General features: G+C 46.2%; 17 protein-coding genes. 10 read left to right on the forward strand and 7 right to left on the reverse strand.

The features are described 5' to 3' along the window. The first annotated feature begins 43 nt into the window (after positions 1-43). Positions 44-967, forward strand: coding sequence for a helix-turn-helix transcriptional regulator (locus ACETMN_RS01145; RefSeq protein ID WP_091012062.1), 924 nt, complete (start codon positions 44-46; stop codon positions 965-967). Positions 968-1102: 135 nt separating this feature from the next. Here the strand turns inward: ACETMN_RS01145 and ACETMN_RS01150 are convergent, their stop codons facing one another. The 7 genes from ACETMN_RS01150 to ACETMN_RS01180 form a co-directional block, all read right to left on the reverse strand. After that, complete coding sequence (locus tag ACETMN_RS01150) at positions 1103-1786, reverse strand: ABC transporter ATP-binding protein (RefSeq protein ID WP_091012064.1); 684 nt, start codon at positions 1784-1786, stop codon at positions 1103-1105. Further along, positions 1786-2907 carry an ABC transporter permease gene (locus ACETMN_RS01155; RefSeq protein WP_091012066.1) on the reverse strand — a complete coding sequence of 374 codons (1122 nt, stop codon included), beginning with the start codon at positions 2905-2907 and terminating at the stop codon, positions 1786-1788. The genes ACETMN_RS01150 and ACETMN_RS01155 overlap by 1 nt, the downstream gene beginning before the upstream one ends. Before the next feature lie 122 nt (positions 2908-3029). Next, positions 3030-3596: a TetR/AcrR family transcriptional regulator gene (locus ACETMN_RS01160; RefSeq protein ID WP_091012068.1), complete on the reverse strand. Its 567-nt coding sequence runs from the start codon at positions 3594-3596 to the stop codon at positions 3030-3032. 248 nt (positions 3597-3844) lie between these two features. Further along, the gene (gene pdxA / locus ACETMN_RS01165; protein ID WP_091012070.1) at positions 3845-4846 is read right to left on the reverse strand and encodes a 4-hydroxythreonine-4-phosphate dehydrogenase PdxA; all 1002 of its coding nucleotides are present in this window, start codon (positions 4844-4846) and stop codon (positions 3845-3847) included. Beyond that, positions 4843-6138 carry a four-carbon acid sugar kinase family protein gene (locus ACETMN_RS01170; protein ID WP_091012072.1) on the reverse strand — a complete coding sequence of 432 codons (1296 nt, stop codon included), beginning with the start codon at positions 6136-6138 and terminating at the stop codon, positions 4843-4845. The genes pdxA and ACETMN_RS01170 overlap by 4 nt, the downstream gene beginning before the upstream one ends. Before the next feature lie 93 nt (positions 6139-6231). Further along, positions 6232-7218, reverse strand: coding sequence for a 2-keto-3-deoxygluconate permease (locus ACETMN_RS01175; protein ID WP_210110264.1), 987 nt, complete (start codon positions 7216-7218; stop codon positions 6232-6234). A gap of 166 nt (positions 7219-7384) precedes the next feature. Beyond that, a complete protein-coding gene (locus ACETMN_RS01180; RefSeq protein WP_411735655.1) occupies positions 7385-9067 on the reverse strand; it encodes a PrpR N-terminal domain-containing protein in 1683 nt (560 codons plus the stop codon). A 224-nt stretch (positions 9068-9291) separates the two neighbouring features. On the opposite strand from ACETMN_RS01180, the gene ACETMN_RS01185 reads away from it, so the two are divergent. From ACETMN_RS01185 to ACETMN_RS01225, 9 genes are all read left to right on the forward strand, one after another. Further along, a complete protein-coding gene (locus tag ACETMN_RS01185; RefSeq protein WP_091012077.1) occupies positions 9292-9510 on the forward strand; it encodes a hypothetical protein in 219 nt (72 codons plus the stop codon). Between the two features lie 225 nt (positions 9511-9735). Further along, positions 9736-10437, forward strand: a complete 702-nt coding sequence (locus tag ACETMN_RS01190; RefSeq protein ID WP_091012079.1) for a PspA/IM30 family protein — start codon at positions 9736-9738, stop codon at positions 10435-10437. A gap of 68 nt (positions 10438-10505) precedes the next feature. Then, positions 10506-11537: a hypothetical protein gene (locus ACETMN_RS01195; RefSeq protein ID WP_036616300.1), complete on the forward strand. Its 1032-nt coding sequence runs from the start codon at positions 10506-10508 to the stop codon at positions 11535-11537. Next, the gene (locus ACETMN_RS01200; protein WP_091012081.1) at positions 11534-12337 is read left to right on the forward strand and encodes a TPM domain-containing protein; all 804 of its coding nucleotides are present in this window, start codon (positions 11534-11536) and stop codon (positions 12335-12337) included. Before ACETMN_RS01195 ends, ACETMN_RS01200 begins: the two co-directional genes overlap by 4 nt. A 46-nt stretch (positions 12338-12383) precedes the next feature. Beyond that, a complete protein-coding gene (locus tag ACETMN_RS01205) occupies positions 12384-13430 on the forward strand; it encodes an SPFH domain-containing protein (RefSeq protein WP_091012083.1) in 1047 nt (348 codons plus the stop codon). A gap of 250 nt (positions 13431-13680) precedes the next feature. Then, positions 13681-13908, forward strand: a complete 228-nt coding sequence (locus tag ACETMN_RS01210) for a DUF896 domain-containing protein (protein WP_091012171.1) — start codon at positions 13681-13683, stop codon at positions 13906-13908. Positions 13909-14034: 126 nt separating this feature from the next. After that, positions 14035-14991 carry a ring-cleaving dioxygenase gene (locus ACETMN_RS01215; protein ID WP_091012084.1) on the forward strand — a complete coding sequence of 319 codons (957 nt, stop codon included), beginning with the start codon at positions 14035-14037 and terminating at the stop codon, positions 14989-14991. Between the two features lie 40 nt (positions 14992-15031). Further along, positions 15032-16120, forward strand: a complete 1089-nt coding sequence (locus ACETMN_RS01220; protein ID WP_091012087.1) for a low temperature requirement protein A — start codon at positions 15032-15034, stop codon at positions 16118-16120. Positions 16121-16346: 226 nt separating this feature from the next. Then, positions 16347-19130 (forward strand): glycoside hydrolase family 3 C-terminal domain-containing protein, encoded by a 2784-nt coding sequence (locus ACETMN_RS01225; protein ID WP_411735656.1) that lies wholly within the window; start codon positions 16347-16349, stop codon positions 19128-19130. Positions 19131-19134: the final 4 nt, after the last annotated feature.

Genomic DNA, 19134 nt, shown 5'->3' on the forward strand with positions numbered 1-19134 from the left:
ATGCTAAAATAAAATCATTAGTATCGGGATAGGGGGCATGTCCATGACAACATCCGTTTTGACATACGAGCAGGGATATGTAATCCATGTCAATCAGCCTGGAGACGAACTTTTTTATCATCTGGACTATGACGAACGCTCCCATGACTTGAATATGGAGTTTCAGCACTTTCATGATTTTTATGAAGTCTGTATTCTTCTGGATCGTACGGCTGCGCATATTATTGAAGGCAGTTTATATGAGATTCAGCCATTGGATATCGTGCTGCTGCGACCTTCTTTGCTGCATAAGACGCAGTATCCGAAAGGTACACCGCCGAAACGCTTGATGATTAATTTTGCGATGCCTCGCCATATGCCAGGACTTGAGAACGGTTACAATGAACTATTCTCCATTTTTGATGAAGAGGTTCCGATTTTCCGCTTCCCGGAAGAACGGCGCAAAGAAATCCTCGCGCCCATCAATGATATTTTTGCCATATCCCAGCAGCGATCTACGCTTCAACCGGTTGTGATCCATCATAAATTTGTAGAGTTTCTATGTGCAATTCATCGTTACGCGGCAGAGAACGGGTATGTGCGAGAAGAGACAGGATCATCGATGTCCCGGCGCATGTATGCCATTGCATCCTATATTCACAGCCACTATCAGCAGGATTTATCTTTGGACGAGGTGTCCAGGCGGTTTTATGTAAGTGCCCACCACTTGTCCCGCCAATTCAACAGGGTCACTGGTTTTACCTTCACGGAGTATGTGCAGATGACCCGTATTCGAAATGCCCAGCAATTGCTGCTGAATTCGAGTGAAAAAATTACGGACATTGCTGCACAGTGTGGTTTCGCCAGCTTCTCCCAGTTCAATCGCATCTTCAACAAACAGAGCGGTATGTCACCAAGTGCCTATCGACGGAGCAGACCATCGCAGAGCAAACATGAAATGATGCTTGTGGGCGAAAGACCCGAGTGACGTTAGCGCCTAGCGTGAGATAATAAGCGGAGTGATGGACAGGCTTAAATTGCTAGTTAACGGGCTATTTTTCTGGACAGGAGATTTTCATGAAAATAATAGTTAAGGACATGGTATAGGATTGGGTCCATCTATTTATGATTTAGCTAGGGACATCCCGCCATCATACATCCGATATACCTTGTCACAATATTCAAGCATGCGCTCATCATGGGTAACCATAATGGCCGCTTTTTGGCGTGATTTCACTTCTTGCGCGATTAGACTAACCACTTCATGGGCTCGTTTGGTGTCCAAACTGGCGGTTGGTTCATCGGCTAAGATGATGTTGGGATTATTCATTAAAGAACGCGCAATGGCTGTCCGTTGTTTCTCACCACCGGATAACTCTTCGGGAAAACTTTTTAACTTCGAACCCAGCCCCAGTTCTTCCAGCAGCTTGGTGGCAAATGCCTTATCCTCTTTTTTGACCGTTCCCGCCATTCTTTTTACAACTAACAGTTGATCGAGAACATTTAGATAGGGAACTAGATTTGAAGATTGCATAATAAATCCAACTTCTTGCAGCCGTATAGTAGATAGCTCTTTCTCCGTAAGCTTCGAAATATGATTTCCGTTTAGTTGAATATCTCCTTCGGAGGCTTTCAGCATAGCCCCAGCAATAGACAAGAATGTACTTTTACCAGAACCAGAAGGTCCAACGACAGCAACAAATTCCCCCGGTTCCACGGATATGGATACATGATCGAGCGCGGTGATCCGATTGTTTCCTTCAGCATAATACATGGTGACTTCCCGCATGTGCAATCCCTTACTCATTATTCAACCCTCCCGAGCGCCTTAAGCGGATCAATCTTCGTAATTTTGCGAACAGATACCAGTGAACTTAACATAGCGATAACCAGCAGGATAATAGAATAATTGAAGACAAGACTGGTCTCCAGCTTAAATGGCATTCCTTTTGGCATAATTGCTGCTGTCCCATAGGTCAGCAAGATTCCAACAACAATACTAGTTAGGGAAAGGACAAACACTTGCGAGATAATGGCTTTTCCCAAGAAACGGTTGCTGGCACCGATCGCTTTCATAATGCCAAACTGGTTGGTCTTTTGCATCGTGATGACATAAAAGAATACCCCAAGCACAAATGCAGAGATCGCGAGCAGAAAGGCAAGCATCATCAGAATCGTTCCGTTCTCTTCTTTGTATCCTGGCATGCCTTGCACAGCTTCCGACCGGGTAACGGTATCCGTACTGGATAACTCTTTGTTTATCGCTTCAGGATCAATATTTTCGCCTTGTAACATGATCGCATTAACCGGTCCTTCAATTCCTTTATCTGAACCTGGAGCCGCAAAAGCGATCTTCCGCCATTCAGCCATTGGTGTAAATACGGATGCAACGTGGTTATACGTCTGATTCTCCACAAATCCGATAATGGTCAATGATTCCGTCGTGCCATCCAGTTGAAAGGTGTCCCCGATATTATAGCCCTCATCTTTTAGGGTCGAATTCACTACCACACCGGTGGGATTCTCGGAAGACAGGCTGTCACCTTCTACAATAGCTGGTTCCAGGAAACTTCCTGGGTTAATTCCTATAATCGCTATATCGACTTTATCTTCATTCTTGGTACTCGTCTCTTTCATTGCTGTTGCCATTGTACTTCCCATAGGGGATGCGGCATCCACATTAGGAAGTTGTTCCGCCTTCGCCACCAGTTGATCTGACAGCAGTGACTTGCTCATGGAAGACTGAGCCCCTTCTTCAAAGATGACATAATCAGCCTTCATGGTCTTGAATGTTGATGCGGCTAGCGTGGACAATCCATTCCCCAGACCGGATAAAATAAATACCAGCCAAGCCATCAGTACGAAGATAATGATAATCATCAAAAACTTCATTTTACTATGCATTAACTCCTTCATCGCTAAAAACATGATCTGTTCAACTCCTTCTCTCTTTTTTTTGACACATGTGTCAAATAAGATTCTCGGCCACGCGGTCTTCATTATTAAACGACATAAATGACACTTGTGTCAAATTTAATCCAAGAACAAAGTTAGCTCTTGGCTCCTCCGATCCACATTTGGAACAACAACTTTCCCCAATCAGGCGTAGGGATATTCATCATGTTCGGCGTATTAATCAAGTTGAAGAAAACACCAATAAGTACAGGTAGAGGGATATCTTGCCGGAGGGCCTGATCCTGCTGTGCGCGTTCAAATAAACGTGATAATTGAATTTTCAGGGTCTGATGTGCTTCCTCAATAAATTCAAGATCTCTCGCTGCCGCAGTAGAATTAGTCGTATTAATTTTACTGGCATCTCCCAGAAGTTGATGAAGCGTCGATTCTTCTGCGTAGATCAGAAGCAGTTGCTCAAGAGCATCCATGGGATCAGTCTCATCAACGGCTAATGAATTCTCCAACACGGTTGCTATTACGCGCTTCATACAAGCAGCAACAATCTCTTCTTTATTGGCGTAATATTGATATATCGTGCTTCGGGCTCCGGAGAGATGCTGTGAAAGCAGCTTGAGATGAAAACCGTCGTAGCCATGCTCGAGAATTAATTTTTTTGTCGTATCCAGCAGCTCTGTTTCAGTAAAAGATTGTTTTCTTCCCATTGAATCTCTTCCTTTTTCTCATTTAAAGTCTCTTGTTTATTATGATCAGTTTAGCATATGTTTGATGGCCATAATACCAACCAAGACGATTGGTCTGAATAAATGGGTGGACATATACAAAAAGGCAAACCCTTGAACTTACAAGGGTTTGCCTTTTTCTTTCTATTCATCGAATATCGACGATATACCGATACATCTGCAATTGATCTTACGATCAGACTTACGCATGTACCGGATGAATCTTGGTGTTATCCCTGATCCTTCGGTGCCAGCTCAATGGCGGAGCGGATGGCAGCCAGCATGCTTTTGTCATCGGCGATGTTCTTACCTGCGATGTCGAAGGCTGTACCGTGGTCAACCGACGTACGAATGATGCCGCCCTTCAGACCAACGGTGATGTTCACGCCTTCCTCGATGCCCATTACCTTAATTGGCGCATGGCCTTGGTCGTGGTAGCAGGCTACCACAATATCGAAGTCTCCGCGGCCAGCGCGGAAGAAGAGTGTGTCCGCCGGGAGTGGACCAACGACGCTAATGCCTTCCTGCTGCGCACGCTCAATGCCGGGCTGCAGTTTTTCTTCTTCTTCCCCGTTGCCGAACAGTCCGTTCTCTCCGGCATGAGGATTGATTCCACATACGGCTACGCGCGGATTCTCAAAGCCTGCTTTTTTCAGCGTATCATGGGCAAGCTTCACAACGGTGTAGGTTCTTTCCGGGTTGATACTCGCGATGGCATCAATCAGACCCATGTGTGTCGTCAGGTGAATGACTCTCAGATTAGGCGTTGTCAGCATCATCGAGAAGTCCTGCGTATCCGTCAGGTCCGCCAGAATTTCGGTGTGTCCTGGATAAAGGTGCCCCCCTTGATGCAAGGCTTCTTTGTTCAAAGGTGCTGTGCAGATGGAGTGAATCTGGTGTTTTTTGGCGAGATCAATGGCTTTGGCGAGAAACTGGAATGCTGCATCCCCAGCCACGGCAGATACTTTACCGTATTCCAGATCCGCTGGAACAAGATTCAGATCAATCACATCCACAGTGCCGAATTCATACTTGGCTTCGGAAGGCTCTTGAATAGCATGGACGTTCAGCGTTGATCCGATAACCGGGAGCACACGCTCCAGTATCTTCGCATCACCGATAACGAGTGGATTGCACTGATCATACATCTCTTGATGACCCAGTGCTTTCATAATAATCTCCGGTCCTATACCTGCTGCGTCGCCCATCGTAATTCCGATTGTAGGTTTCATACAAGAATACCTCCTTTTAATTTTTGAATCGCATGTATAAAGACATCTGGTTTGCCGAATCCGCCTGCTTTGGTAATCACATGCAGATCATCAATGCCTATAAACTTGGAGATCGGCACGCCGATTTCAAGCTCATCCAGCAGCTCGAAGCCGCTAATATTCCATTTCAGACAGATTTGTTTTGCCGTATCGCCACCAGTCATGGATACCCCTTTGAAAAGTCCCTCTTCCAGCAGTCTGGCACAGATTTCACCCATCGCGAGTACGATTTCATTGCTGACTTCGGTGTGATTAAGCCCCCGAATTTCGCCTGTTGCACGGGCCAGTTCGATATCAATCTGTTCAGCGGTGGAGTAAAGAACGACATCTTGTCCTTCCAGCGCTTTGTTTCGGACTTCGTTATAAACACGTTCCATCTCTTCCGCGCGGTCGATAGTAGCGGAGACCGCTTTGAAGGAGTGGAAGGAGACAGAAGCTACACGGGATTTGCGCAGCAAGCGACTCAACTGCTCGCGCGAATTTTTGTTTACACTGCCCACCACCGTCAGGATTGGACCCGGATTCTCGGGTATGGTTAGCGCGGTAGACTTGGATTCAAGTGCAAAGTGAGCAGGGAGGTAGTTGGCAATACCCGCTGAGCCTGCCCAGGCAAATGTATAATCCAACTCACGAGTTATCTGCAGAATCAGTTCCAGATGGCTTTCCTCGGTAGAGTCCACCATCACGTAAGGAGTATTGTTTTCCTTCAACTGCTCCAGCTTAGCACAAAGATGATGCTGCCCGGCTTCCAGATCGACGACGGTGATCTCGCCAACTTCGTACTTGGTTTGTAGTTTCAATAAGTCCGGAAGGTAGGAAATCGTTACAGGTGTCTTCGGATCATGGGCAATTTCAGTATCTGCCAGCGGAACGCCGTTCAGGTAATGAATTCCGTTCAGAATAGTCCGGTTATTTTTCGGATATCCTGGAGCAATCATCATAAAATCAGGCTTAACTACATCATACACAGCATCAATCTCGATGCCGATATTACCGCGCATGGTGGAGTCCATCTTTTTGAAAATCGTCTCAAATCCATTGTTCGTCAGCAATTCAGCGGCCCGATATACACGGTCATACGCTTCCTGCGGGGATATGGAACGACTATCTGTATCAAAGACGACAGCATCGTAATGTGTAAGAGGTTCTTCATTCATATTAAAAAGAACACTGGTCTTCAAGCCATGACGGGCAAGCTGCACCCCGCTGTCATTGGCACCGGTCAAATCATCTGCAATAATAGCTAATTTCATGCAGTCATCCCTCCTTGTAAGCAAAATTTCATAATAAGTTCGTCAGATCATCAATTAACACAGATTAAGCATATCGGATCAGGTTATAACCATTTATGTGGTTGGTCGTTGATTGTATTTCTCGACGCCACCTGATTTCTCCAGTCGTTTGGAGAGGAAACCGATGAAGATTGGCAACAGGATAGCTGTCGTTACAACGCTCGCCGCAATTTGCACAGTAGCAATCTCCGCAATCGGGCCAAATGAAGCATTAGCAGCCACGATGGCAGCAGGTGTACCTACCGCATTCCCGGCTGTTGAACCTTCGGATGCACCAACGATGGGGTTCCAGCCAATGGCTTTGAACAACAGGTATCCGATTCCGCCTGTGAGAAGCACGGTCAGAACACCAAGCAGAATGCCACCTAGACCACCTTGGATGATGGAGGAGAAATTGATTCCCATACCCAGGGAGAATGCAAAGAACGGAACAAGTTTGTCACTGCCTTTGTACAGCCAATCCCCCAGATTACGGTCCAGATTACCAATAATGACACCAACGATGAGTGGAAGCAATACAGCAACGAATGCCATCGGGGAGAACATGCCGTTCGCAAAGCCCATTGCACCAAAGATCGAGAGCGCTACCATGGTCAGGAACGGACCATCGCTAAGCGCGAGGAACGGGTAAGCTGCCTTGTCATCTTCTTTACCGTATTGACCAGCGAGTGCGATGTACAGACCACCGTTAGAGTTGGTCATTGCAGCGATAATGGCAAGTGGGGCCAGACCCAGGAATAAACCGCTTGAATCTGCAAACAAAATAGCGATAAAACCAAGGCCTGCACCAATCACCCATTTGAACGTAAGCAAGGTTAAACCTTTGCCGACAGATGAACCTGCCGTTTTGAACGTAATCTGTGTACCCGCAATTAACAGGAACAGCGCAATCAACGTACTGGCACTGTTAACGAAGAGGGCTTCCGTGAATCCGCCAATGCGCAGGGCATTCGGGAAAAATGTATTAATGGTTGCACCAAGTAACAGGGGAACGACCATCATACCGCCAGGGATGCGATCTAAAGTTGCTTTAATGTTCATAGTAGTAGCTCCTTATGAAGTAATCGTTTTTATGAAGCGCTTGCAGGGATTATATTATCCCATATTGTTTAATATAGCAACAATAAATTATTGTAAATTTTAAATAAGTAATAAAGTGTTTAAAAATGCAACACAACAAGACGATAAAAAAGACGCAAACTTAAAGTTAATCTTTAAGTTTACGCCATAATGTGGCCCGGTTAATCCCCAGACGCTCCGCAGCCTTCGATTGATTGTTATTTTCCTCCTGAAGCACGATCTGAATTACTTCCTTCTCGATCTCCTTCAGCGTACCGTTCAACTTCATTGGACTTGAAGAAGATTGCTGATTCAGCAAGCGGGATAAGGTAGCGGTGGAGATGACATACTCCTGCTCATTGAGTGCAGCTTGCTTGATCAGATGTTTCAGTTGGTTGACATTCATATGTGTGATCTGTTCTTGGATCAGCTGCAGTGCATCTTCTTTTATTCTAACCGCAGTAGTTCCGTACTTCTGGTAGTATCCCGTAAGAAAATGCTGCATCAGTGGAGCCAGATCTTCTGGTCTATCCGCAAGATTTGGCATCATGATTGTATTAAGCTCCAGATCGAGTGACCAATGTGGGTTCAATGCCTGCTCCCCGAGTATAAACACCCCAATCCGGTTATGAAGGCAGCTCTGGATAAAGGAGAGCAACTCCGGATCTTCCATACGTGTCTCCATGTGGTTAATCTCTACATTTCGAACCTTGGCGAGTGGAATCTTGTGCAAATGACCGGAAGGCACTTGTGAGAGATCGATCTGTAATAACAGTCCGCCGGCAGAGTACATCTGATGAATATGTTTGACTAGAAAAGATTTACCGGAATCCGCTTCACCCAGCAGAAAGATCGGTTCATGATTCTCGTAAAGTGCCCGAATGTTCTTTAATACCGCCTGCATGGCAGGGGATTCGGCAACGATAGGCTCCATCGATGCGTCCGTGAACGTTGTTATGCCGGATTGTGCAAAGGCATAGGGTTGTCCTTTTTCCAGCATGTATACCTTGTAGTTCTTGTTGTCCAGGGTCGTTTCATAGGCGTTAACCGTGAGCTGGTAATCGTCCACCATGAACACGTTTTGGACCTGGGATTGGTGGAATTCCAGACTCGTGTTGGTCAGATACATGTGATTTTCGGTCAGCGGATTGTTCTCAAAGTCGGTTAGGTTCTCGAATACGACTTCATTCCGTTCATTTAAAATAAGCAAATTCGGATGTTCCCGTGTAACCAGGTCATTCAGTATGATCGATATCGCATGATTTTTGCTCAAATAACGGTAGACCAACTGCGCATCTGCCATCGCTCTAAGGATGGATTCCTGACCGGACTGGATTAACAATCCCTCCAGACCATAGGTCTTCGCGGTGTTGACGGTGATCACATCCCCGACAATCTGGCGGTACCCGGAAGCTTTCAACTCCAGGAGCAATCGTGCCACATCTTCCGAGCTATGTATGGTATAGACCTTGAGAGGCAGATCCATCAGATCAATAATCGATTGTGCACCAGAGGTGATGTTGGAGAAACCAACAATCGCTGTCTGACCGTTAAACTGGCTTGCCAGGGTAAGTGAACGAATCATATCATAACCCGATAACTGCACATCAATGACGGGAATGGTGACTGCTTTTTTAATCAATTGGGCGGTACCGCCGCGGCTAATGATAATCTCTGCCCCATTTTTCTCAGCTTGGGTTGCTAGCTCCACGCCTTTCGCCAAGTCGCCCACGTCTGTCTGAATGGTTAACTGGGGAAAACGGGGAATGCACTCTTGTATAATAGGAATCATCGATTCGTAGGGAGCAATAAAGTGAACTCGTGTACGCATAATTTTCCTGCCTTTATCGAAAACTTTGATCCCCTTATTATAGCCAACTTGCGAAGGAATGGCACCTATGGGGGGAATCAACACTGTAATGTCTGCAAAATGGCTATGGATATGGCTTAACTCACCAAGAGAAATGTGATGAAGTGCACTGAATCGAATCCTTAACTATTTCAAAATTAATGGATCATTGCACACGCTAAGTATAGAGAAATGAGGAGTTTTATATGGGAGACATTCATAAAGTAGCTGAGCCGGATCACATCATTAAGGATATTGTCGCAAAGTTCTCGTGCAGGGTGTTGTGGAGTGAGGGCCGTCCATGTCTGGAATATCAACGGGAAGAAGAGTTAACCCAGATCGAAGAATACATTCGCACAGTGTACAATGTTGAGCTGTTGGATGTGTTTTTCACCGCGGTGGAGAGCCTTCCGGTTGAGCCATAGATTAGGTTGGGATGATGATTCGGGCAAAGGGTTAGTACTTAAGTTTTTTGTGTTTATACAGGGTTATAAGGCGACACTATAGGTGTTCGTCTTTTCTTTTATTACTCCATTACTATCTGACTTTGGATCGTATGGACACCAGTTGCAATCGTGAAATGTGAAACGTATGTGGGCGTATTCATGTATTATAGTATACATATGAACTTTTCGGAGGAGGAACACGTAATGGGAATCTTATCGAGGTTTAGAGACGTGATGAAGGCCAATGTGAACCACATGCTGTCGCGAGCGGAAGACCCGGAGAAGAGCGTGAATGAGTATATGCGCAACCTGAGCAGTGATCTGGGTCAGGTGAAGGCCGAGACGACGGCGGTGTTGTCGGACGAGAGCCGGGCGAAGCGAGCACTGGATGAGTGCAGCGCCGAGGTCAAGAAGTTACAGCGGTACGCAGAGAAATCGGCGGAGTCGGGAGACGAAGACAAGGCACGTAATTTTCTGGAGAAGAAAGTGAAGCTGGCTGACAAATTGAACGAATTACAGGCTGCCTATGAACGGGCTTCAGCCAAAGCCAAGATGATGAAGCATATGAATGATAAATTGGTTGCAGATCTGGGACAACTGGAAGCACGGCATGCAGAGCTGAAAGGTCGCATGGCAGATGCGAAGGCGCAGCAACAGGCCAATGAACGGAATGCATCTACGGGCAGAGCTGATGCTGCATTGAAGGCCATGGAAGACAAGGCGAACCAGGCGTTAAATGAAGCAGAGGCTTTGGCAGAACTCCGCGCTGGGGCACAGGAAGATGATTTGGACGAATTAATTGCCCAGTTGGAGAGGGACATGAACGCAGATGCGGGTAATAATGAGAATGCGTCGCCAAGTGCAGAGGAAGAACTCGCAGCGATTCAGGAGAAGTTGAAGAAGTGAGTTTAACTTGCACACTACAACGTAGAGGACAGAAAAGAATCATATTTCGTTAACATTGAGGTGAGCAGATGCCGGTTATTGAATATAAATGTCCAAACTGCGGCAGTGGCATGATCTTTGACAGTGTGTCAGGTGCATTATCCTGTCCCAGCTGCGGTCGCCAGGACAACATAGAGCAGATCCCCGATCCCTTGAAGAGACAAGTATTCACCGAAAATGAGGTCAAAGAATACCACTGTAACAGCTGCGGAGCTGACATTGTCACGGAGCCGGAGACCAGTGCGACGACATGCAGTTTCTGCGGTGCAGCGGTTGTACTCAGTGATCGGCTGACGGGCAATCTGGCCCCCGCGATGGTGATTCCCTTTTCGATCAACAAGGATCAAGCCAAACAGGCTTTCAAAAAGTGGTGCAAAAATGGCCTCTTAACGCCAAGTGGTTTCATGTCCGCCGATCGGATTCAGAGCATTACCGGCATGTACGTACCGTTCTGGTTGTATGAGCTACATAACAAGATCGAAGTGCATGGCCGTGGCACCAAGGTCAGATCCTACACCCAGGGTGACTACCATTACACGGAAACACAGCATTTCGATATATACCGCCGGATTCGGCTGAATTACGTGAATCTGCCCATCGATGCATCGGAGAAAATGAAGGATGAACTGATGGATAAGCTGGAGCCTTTTCCATATAACCAGCTGAAATTGTTCAAGACCCCGTATCTGGCGGGGTACATTGCGGAAAAATACAGTTATACAGATGAGGAACTTTTTCCACGGGCCAAGGATAAAACGAGGTCTTACATTGATTCTTATATTGCATCAACTGTATCCGGATATACCAGCGTGAGCTACACGGACAAACAGATTGATACCACGCTCAAAAATGCAGACTATGTGCTGCTCCCGGTGTGGATGGTCAACTATGACTACAATCGGGCACAGTATACCTTTGCCATGAATGGTCAGACAGGGAAAGTGGTCGGCAAACCGCCGATCAGCAAAGCCAAAGTGGCCGGATGGTTCGCAGGAGTATCTGCCGTCTCGTTGCTGTCACTGAAGCTGGTCTCCTGGATGATGGGAGGTGGATTCTTATGAGAAAAAGAACTCCTCTGGTCGTCGTGATGGCTACGCTCATTTTACTTATGATCACCCTTGTTGCTCCGTTGATTCCCATGTCTTCGGCATCCGCAGCGGAGAACAAAAATCTCATCTACGATGAAGCCAACCTGCTGAGTGAGCAGGATAAAGTTGAGCTGAATGCACTTGCGAATCAGTATGGCGCGGAACGGCAGACGGACTTTGTTATTTTGACAACAAATAATGCTGAGAATCAGGATATCGTGCTCTTAACTGAAGATTTTTATGATAAGCAGGAGCTAGGGTACGACAAGAAATTTGGCAATGCTGTCATTTTAACGATGGATATGAATAATCGAGAAGTGTATCTGGCGGGATTTTATAAGGCAAAAGAATACCTGAGTGATCAGCGACTGGATTCTATCCGTAACCGGATTACCTCTGAGTTATCCAGTGGGGACTATAAACTCGCATTTGAGAAATATATTGAGCTCTCTTACAAATATATGGGGTACGAACCGGGTGTGAATCCGAACAATATTTTGTTCAACGGCTGGTTTCAGTTGGGAGTATCGGTAGTACTGGGCGGTATTGTTGTTGGCATGATGACCTATCGTTCCGGGGGGCGTGTCACGGTCAATCGTGCGACTTATGAGGATTCAAGTAATTCCAGTGTAATTGATCGGCAGGATCGTTATATCCGTACGACCGTAACCAAGCGCAAAATTGAGAAGAACAATAACAATGGAGGCGGAGGCGGCGGTGGAGGTACATCGCGAGGCGGTCATTCACACAGTGGGAGTAGAGGGTCGTTTTAATAAAGGAATAATCGGAGTACGTTAAATAGAAGGGATGGAAACGAATATGGGATTTTTCAAAAATCAATTTTCGAATGTGGTGGAATGGGAAGAGTTCAGAGATGACATGATATTTTGGAAATGGAGCAACCGGGAGATCAAGAAGGGGAGTAAACTTATCATCCGTTCTGGTCAGGACGCCATTTTCCTGAATAACGGTAAAGTGGAAGGGATTTTCGAGGACGAAGGATCATTTAATATCGATTCCGAGATCATTCCATTCCTTTCTACATTAAAAGGATTCAAATTTGGATTCAACAGCGGCATGCGGGTCGAAGTCTTGTTTGTAAATACCAAAGAGTTCACCGTGCGCTGGGGCACGCAAAGCCCGGTATTGATTCCGACACCACAACTCCCGGGCGGGATGCCGATTCGGGCCAACGGTACATTTAATTTTAAAGTAAGTGACTATGTGACCCTGATTGATAAGATTGCAGGCATCAAGCAGAGTTATCTGGTGGAGGATGTCAAAATCCGAATCACTTCCGTGCTGGATCAGCTTCTAATGAAGTGGATTAGCCGCGAAGGGAAGGATATGTTCAACCTGCAGGCCAATGCATCGGATATTGCCAAGGGGATTCAGGAAGATCTGGATATGCAGATGATGGACATCGGAATTGGGATTACCGGTTTCCAAGTGATGAGCTTCAACTATCCAAAAGAGATTCAGGATATGATTACAAAGACCGCTTCGCACGAGATGATTGGTAATCTGCAAAAGTATCAGCAGGTCAGCATGACAGACGGCATCTCATCTGGTAAAGTACAGGGCGGCGGCGCAGCTTCGGATATGGCGGGCATGATGATGGGTATGAACATGGCCAATGAAATGATGAAAAACATGAACCAGAACCAAGGCCAAAACCAGAACAACAACAATGCCAATTCGTCTCAGAATCAGAATGCCGACCAGAAACCAGCGGGCAATAGCAACGGTGATTCAGGTAACTCCTCATCTACAGAGGGCAACAAGAAGCCTAACTTCTGTCCGAACTGTGGAGCCAAAAATGAAGGAGCCAACTTCTGTCCGAACTGTGGTCAAAAGCTAGGCTAATAAAATAAATACATGTAGGGTTAGGTCCGTAGGAAGTAAAGTTACTGCGGAGCTAGCCCTTTTTTGTTTGGAATCATAGTTATAGCAACAGGGTTAAGAGCAGGGAGGTAGTTCATTTATTTTAGTTTTGATAAAACAGTTGACAACCGATCACAAATCATTTATCTTTAATTTAAGATATTTAATTTGAATATAAATAACAACAACAAACAAATATCTTTAATCCATTACATGAGGAGCGATCAAGATGATGATCCCAACATTGACCAGAATTAATGAACTTGCAAGAAAAGCTAAAGAGGGCGGATTGACGGAGATGGAGAAAGAGGAACGGGTTAATCTTCGCCAGGAATATCTGCAAACTTTTCGCGGTTCGGTCAACGACATTCTCTTGAATGCAACCATCTATGATCCGAACGGCGATGACGTGACTCCTGATAAATTGAAACAAGAACAAGCCAATCAAAACAACAACTAGAATATAATTCGCCAGACCATATATCTTAATTTAAAGATAAAACAAATTTATATAAATCACGTTACTGAATTTTGTAAACACCTATCAAATCCAAAACATGCTTACCAAACCAAGGAGGAATTAATCATGACTATTCAAACAGCAGGTATTCACCATATTACAGCTTTCGCAGGAGATCCACAGGCCAACGTTGATTTTTATGCCGGAGTTCTGGGACTTCGTCTGGTGAAAAAAACAATCAATTTCGATGCACCTGATGTATATCATCTGTATTTTGGCGATGAGCACGGAAGCCCAGGTACCATCATTACCTTCTTCCCATCCGCTGGATCACCACGGGGGAAAATTGGCGGAGGTCAGGTCGGCATCACTTCCTATGTCATTCCTCCTGGGTCGATTGGCTTCTGGCAGAATCGGCTGGAACAGTATAACATTGAGGTAACCAAAACAAGTCGCTTCAATGAAGAGCTGCTTCAATTCGAAGATAGCGAAGGCTTGCGGCTTGAGCTTGTGGAACGGGAAGAGGGAGCAACCAGCACTTGGGCTCACGAAGGAATTCCAACAGATCAAGCGATTAAAGGCTTTGGCGGTGCTGTCCTGTTCAGTGTAAACCCGCAGAGAACGATGGATGCGCTTGAGAAAATTTTGGGATTTGTCAAAGTGGGTGAAAATGAAGAGTATGCCCGTTTCCGGTCGAGTGGAGACATCGGTAATGTTGTGGATGTTCCGGTAACCCGTATACCTCTGGGCATGGGTGGAGCTGGAACGGTGCATCATATTGCATGGCGCGCCACAGATGACGTGGAACATGCACAGTGGAGTGAAGCTGTACGTGATTACGGGTACCAACCGACTCCAGTTCGGGATCGTCAGTACTTTAACGCAATTTACTTCAGAGAAGCTGGCGGCATTCTGTTCGAGATTGCTACCGATCCTCCGGGCTTTGCCAAAGATGAACCTGCTGATTCGCTCGGACAAAAATTGATGCTGCCAGAGTGGTTTGAGAAATACCGCCCTCAAATTGAGGACAATCTGCAACCAATCGTGGTAAGAACACTCGAACCTGCTACAACTGCGAAATAATAAGAGTTCTATTACTATAAAATCTAAGGGGCAACGAAGGATGATGGAAAAAAAGGTTACCTGGCTGGAGCTGTTTTACGATCTGCTCTTCGTAGCAGCGGTCTCCAAAGCGGGTCATGTCTTGTTACATGCCGAACACGGAGTAATTACGTTTGAATACTTAATGAAGTTTGTGCTTATTTTCATCCCTGTTTGGTGGGCATGGGTTGGTCAGACCTTGTTTATTAACCGCTATGGTCAAGATATTCTGATCCATCGAATATTCCTCATCCTTCAGCTTCTGTCCGTTATGGTCATGACGGCGAGCCTCTCTACCCATTTTGACCAGTACTACCTGTCCTTCTTCATCGGATATATCGGTTCACGGGCGTTTACGGCCATTCAGTATCTGACGGTTCACAAGTCGAAAAGCGAGCATCAGCAGAAAGCCGCCCGGTACTTGGGCATCTGTTTCCTCATTGGAATATTGATCTCATCGGGCTCATTGTTTTTCGATTCCTGGCTTCGCTACTTGATCTTGTATGCGGGAATTGCTGTGGACATCGTACTTCCGTTGATTGGACGCAAAAATCTGGTGAAAGTACCGGTTCAGACTCATCATTTGTTGGAACGTTTCGCGTTATTTACACTTATCCTGCTAGGTGAATCGGTAGTTAGTATTATTGCCGTGTTGCAAGCCGATCATTGGGATATGAAATCCATCCTGTTTGCCGCATTTACGTCCATCTTTGTCATTGCGATATGGTGGCAGTACTTCGACAACGTGGAGAAAAAGGTCAGCAAAGAGATTCAGACTGCCGGGCAAGCGATCATATACGGACATCTGTTCATCTACATCTCCATGAGTATGATCGCTGCTTCAATTCAGCTGTTATATCAGAATCAGTTAAACTATGTATTCATGCTAGGTTTTGTGTTTGGATCGGCGCTACTGTATTTCTTGTCGACCTCACTTGTGTTCCATCGTTACAGACACGCACATCTGCGACTGGGTCCGCGCCATCTGGCGTTCATGGTAGGGCTACTGGTGGCATTTGTCCTTGTGGATCTGGTTTACCAGGTTCCGGGTTATGTCATCATGGGCGAAGACATGTTATTCTTCCTTGTGTATGCGAAACTTACGACTTGATATAGTGTATTAAAATGAAGAAAAGTCACGGACAACAGGTGTCCGTGGCTTTTTGTTATGCCACTAATCGTGGACATTTTTTAATAATATAAATAATGCACAAATCTAATTTAATTTCTTCTATAGAATCTGTTAATATGAGACTATGTACAAGTGAATCTACCAGATCATATGGAATGGTCTTATTCGTTCGTAGATATGGGGATGACAATCAGGAGGGAAATCATTGAGCACACATCAAATTGGAGTTCCATTGGAAGGGTTTGCAGAGTTTAGTCGTACGGTTGCCGCAGAAGGAGCCGTTTTAGTCAGAAATGAAGGCCAAGTGCTTCCACTTCGTGAAAACGAAAACGTTTCAGTTTTTGGACGGATTCAAGTCAATTATTATCGGAGCGGCACGGGTTCAGGCGGTAGTGTCCATGTAGCCTACACAACGAATCTGCTCGATGGTCTGCGCAGCAAAAAGAATATAACGGTGAATGAAGAACTGGCAGCTGTCTATGAGAAGTGGATTGAAGAGAATCCATTTGATGATGGCGGAAAAGTATGGGCGGCCGAGCCATGGAATCAGAAAGAAATGCCTTTGACGGATGACCTGGTTGCACAGGCTAGAAGCAAATCTAGCAAAGCCATTATCGTGATTGGACGTACAGCAGGAGAAGATCAGGATAATGCGGATGCGCCAGGAAGTTACCAACTGACAGAAGATGAAAAAGCGATGCTGAAGCAAGTCACTGCGCAGTTTGAACACACTATCGTTGTGTTGAATGTCTCGAATATCATCGACATGAGCTGGTTAAACGAAACGTATCTACATCCGATTCAAGGTGTAATTTACTCCTGGCATGGCGGTATGGAAGGTGGCAACGCGATTGCTGATGTGCTGGCGGGAGACGTTACACCAAGCGGTAAACTGACAGATACGATTGCATATTCCATCGAGGATTATCCTTCGACAAGCAACTACGGCAATGAGTTCAAGAACCTGTATCAGGAAGATATCTATGTAGGTTATCGTTATTTCGAAACGTTTCGACCTGAGCGTGTTCAGTTTGAATTCGGTTACGGCCTGTCTTATACGACGTTCTTGGCTCAGCATGAAGAAGCGAAATCTGTGTCCAAAGACGGCGAAACCTACATTGAAGTTCGTGTCAATGTGACCAACTCAGGTACAACATATGCGGGCAAAGAGGTTGTGCAAGTCTATTATGAAGCCCCACAAGGCAAACTGGGACAACCGGTGAAGGCTTTGGTGGCTTTTGGCAAAACAGGATTGTTGCAGCCGGGCGAGTCAGAAATTCTGACGATCAGCTTCCCGATCCATGCCATGGCATCTTACGATGATGCAGGTGTTACGGGCTATGCTTCCGCATACGTTCTGGAAGAAGGCACATACCGACTGCATGTAGGAACCAGTGTGAAACAAGTGCAGCATATCAGCATTGATGGCCAGGATGGCTATATTATTGAATCTCTTCAATTGGTGGAGCAACTGCAAGAAGCGATGGCTCCAACGGAAGATTTTACACGGATGAAACCAGGTGCGCGCAAGGAAGATGGATCTTATGAACTGACTTATGCAGAAGTGCCGAAACGTAAGATATCCATGGCGAACCGGATTGAGCAGAATCTCCCGCAAACGCTGGAGCAGACGGGGAATCAGGGGCACAAGCTGAGTGACGTTAAAGCTGGCAAAGTGAGTCTGGAAACCTTCATCGCTCAACTGAGTGATCAGGATCTGGCGGCGATTGTCCGTGGCGAAGGCATGAGCAGTCCGCTCGTTACTTCGGGGACGGCATCTGCATTTGGTGGTGTCAGCGACAGCCTGTTTAATTACGGTATTCCGGTAGCATGTACGGCAGATGGCCCGTCGGGTATTCGTATGGATAGTGGCGAGAAGGCAACACAGGTATCCATTGGTACGTTGCTTGCGGCGACATGGAACAAGGATCTTGTTGAAGAGTTGTATGTGATGGAAGGGCAGGAATTACTGAGAAATCAGGTAGATACCCTGCTCGGACCTGGACTCAATATCCGCCGGAGCCCGCTCAATGGCCGGAACTTTGAATACTTCTCCGAAGATCCACTGATCTCGGGTGTATTTGCCGCAGCATGTACGAAAGGTATTATGAAGGGTGGTTCCAATGCCACACTGAAACACTTTGCCTGCAACAACCAGGAGAAAGACCGCAGTAAAGTGGATGCTGTTGTCTCCGAACGTGCACTGCGTGAAATTTACCTGAAAGGGTTCGAAATCGCTGTAAAAGAAGGCGGAGCGAACTCCATCATGACCTCCTACAACCCGATTAACGGACACTGGGCGGCATCGAACTACGACCTGAATACCACAATTTTACGCGGCGAGTGGAATTTTGAGGGTATCGTCATGACCGACTGGTGGGCCATTATGAACGATGTGACCGAAGGTGGAGAAGCGGATCGCAAATACACGAACTGGATGATTCGGGCGCAGAATGATCTCTACATGGTTGTACCGAACTACGGCGCAGAGATCAATGGTTGGGATGACAACACGATTGAATCCTTGGAAAATGGAACATTGACTCGCGGAGAGCTGCAACGCTCGGCGATCAACATCTGCAAGTTCATCATGAATGCACCGGTGTCCGGCAGAAAGCACGAGATCGTAGAGAACGTCGCTTCGTTCCAAGCGAATGCATCTCTATCTTCTGCACAAGCTCAGGCGCTGGTCGAGAACGCACAGGTGAAACCTGCGGTAGCTGAACCCGTCCATATGAAAGTGAGCGAGGCCGGCCATTATCGGATTATCGTACAGATCATGTCCCCTGAGCCGGAACTTGCTCAAAGTGCATGTAACCTGCTCCTGAATGACCAGTTGGTAACCACCATTCAAACGAATGGTACGGAAGGTAAATGGATCAGACAGAAGCTTGTCAAAGTAGACCTTGAAGCAGGACTGTATGAATTGAAACTGGACTTCACGAAACCAGGCCTCCAGATTGACTGGATCGAATTCAAACAGGTGTAGAAGG

It is taken from the genome of Paenibacillus sp. M2 (assembly GCF_046713495.1).
GTDB lineage: Bacteria > Bacillota > Bacilli > Paenibacillales > Paenibacillaceae > Paenibacillus > Paenibacillus amylolyticus_B.

What these genes read in the sequence shown, in the direction of transcription:
- ACETMN_RS01145 (WP_091012062.1), top strand. Translation starts at nt 44, where the DNA reads ATGACAACATCCGTTTTGACATACGAGCAGGGATATGTAATCCATGTC.
- ACETMN_RS01150 (WP_091012064.1), bottom strand. Translation starts at nt 1,786, where the DNA reads ATGAGTAAGGGATTGCACATGCGGGAAGTCACCATGTATTATGCTGAA.
- ACETMN_RS01155 (WP_091012066.1), bottom strand. Translation starts at nt 2,907, where the DNA reads ATGTTTTTAGCGATGAAGGAGTTAATGCATAGTAAAATGAAGTTTTTG.
- ACETMN_RS01160 (WP_091012068.1), bottom strand. Translation starts at nt 3,596, where the DNA reads ATGGGAAGAAAACAATCTTTTACTGAAACAGAGCTGCTGGATACGACA.
- pdxA (WP_091012070.1), bottom strand. Translation starts at nt 4,846, where the DNA reads ATGAAACCTACAATCGGAATTACGATGGGCGACGCAGCAGGTATAGGA.
- ACETMN_RS01170 (WP_091012072.1), bottom strand. Translation starts at nt 6,138, where the DNA reads ATGAAATTAGCTATTATTGCAGATGATTTGACCGGTGCCAATGACAGC.
- ACETMN_RS01175 (WP_210110264.1), bottom strand. Translation starts at nt 7,218, where the DNA reads ATGAACATTAAAGCAACTTTAGATCGCATCCCTGGCGGTATGATGGTC.
- ACETMN_RS01180 (WP_411735655.1), bottom strand. Translation starts at nt 9,067, where the DNA reads ATGCGTACACGAGTTCACTTTATTGCTCCCTACGAATCGATGATTCCT.
- ACETMN_RS01185 (WP_091012077.1), top strand. Translation starts at nt 9,292, where the DNA reads ATGGGAGACATTCATAAAGTAGCTGAGCCGGATCACATCATTAAGGAT.
- ACETMN_RS01190 (WP_091012079.1), top strand. Translation starts at nt 9,736, where the DNA reads ATGGGAATCTTATCGAGGTTTAGAGACGTGATGAAGGCCAATGTGAAC.
- ACETMN_RS01195 (WP_036616300.1), top strand. Translation starts at nt 10,506, where the DNA reads ATGCCGGTTATTGAATATAAATGTCCAAACTGCGGCAGTGGCATGATC.
- ACETMN_RS01200 (WP_091012081.1), top strand. Translation starts at nt 11,534, where the DNA reads ATGAGAAAAAGAACTCCTCTGGTCGTCGTGATGGCTACGCTCATTTTA.
- ACETMN_RS01205 (WP_091012083.1), top strand. Translation starts at nt 12,384, where the DNA reads ATGGGATTTTTCAAAAATCAATTTTCGAATGTGGTGGAATGGGAAGAG.
- ACETMN_RS01210 (WP_091012171.1), top strand. Translation starts at nt 13,681, where the DNA reads ATGATCCCAACATTGACCAGAATTAATGAACTTGCAAGAAAAGCTAAA.
- ACETMN_RS01215 (WP_091012084.1), top strand. Translation starts at nt 14,035, where the DNA reads ATGACTATTCAAACAGCAGGTATTCACCATATTACAGCTTTCGCAGGA.
- ACETMN_RS01220 (WP_091012087.1), top strand. Translation starts at nt 15,032, where the DNA reads ATGATGGAAAAAAAGGTTACCTGGCTGGAGCTGTTTTACGATCTGCTC.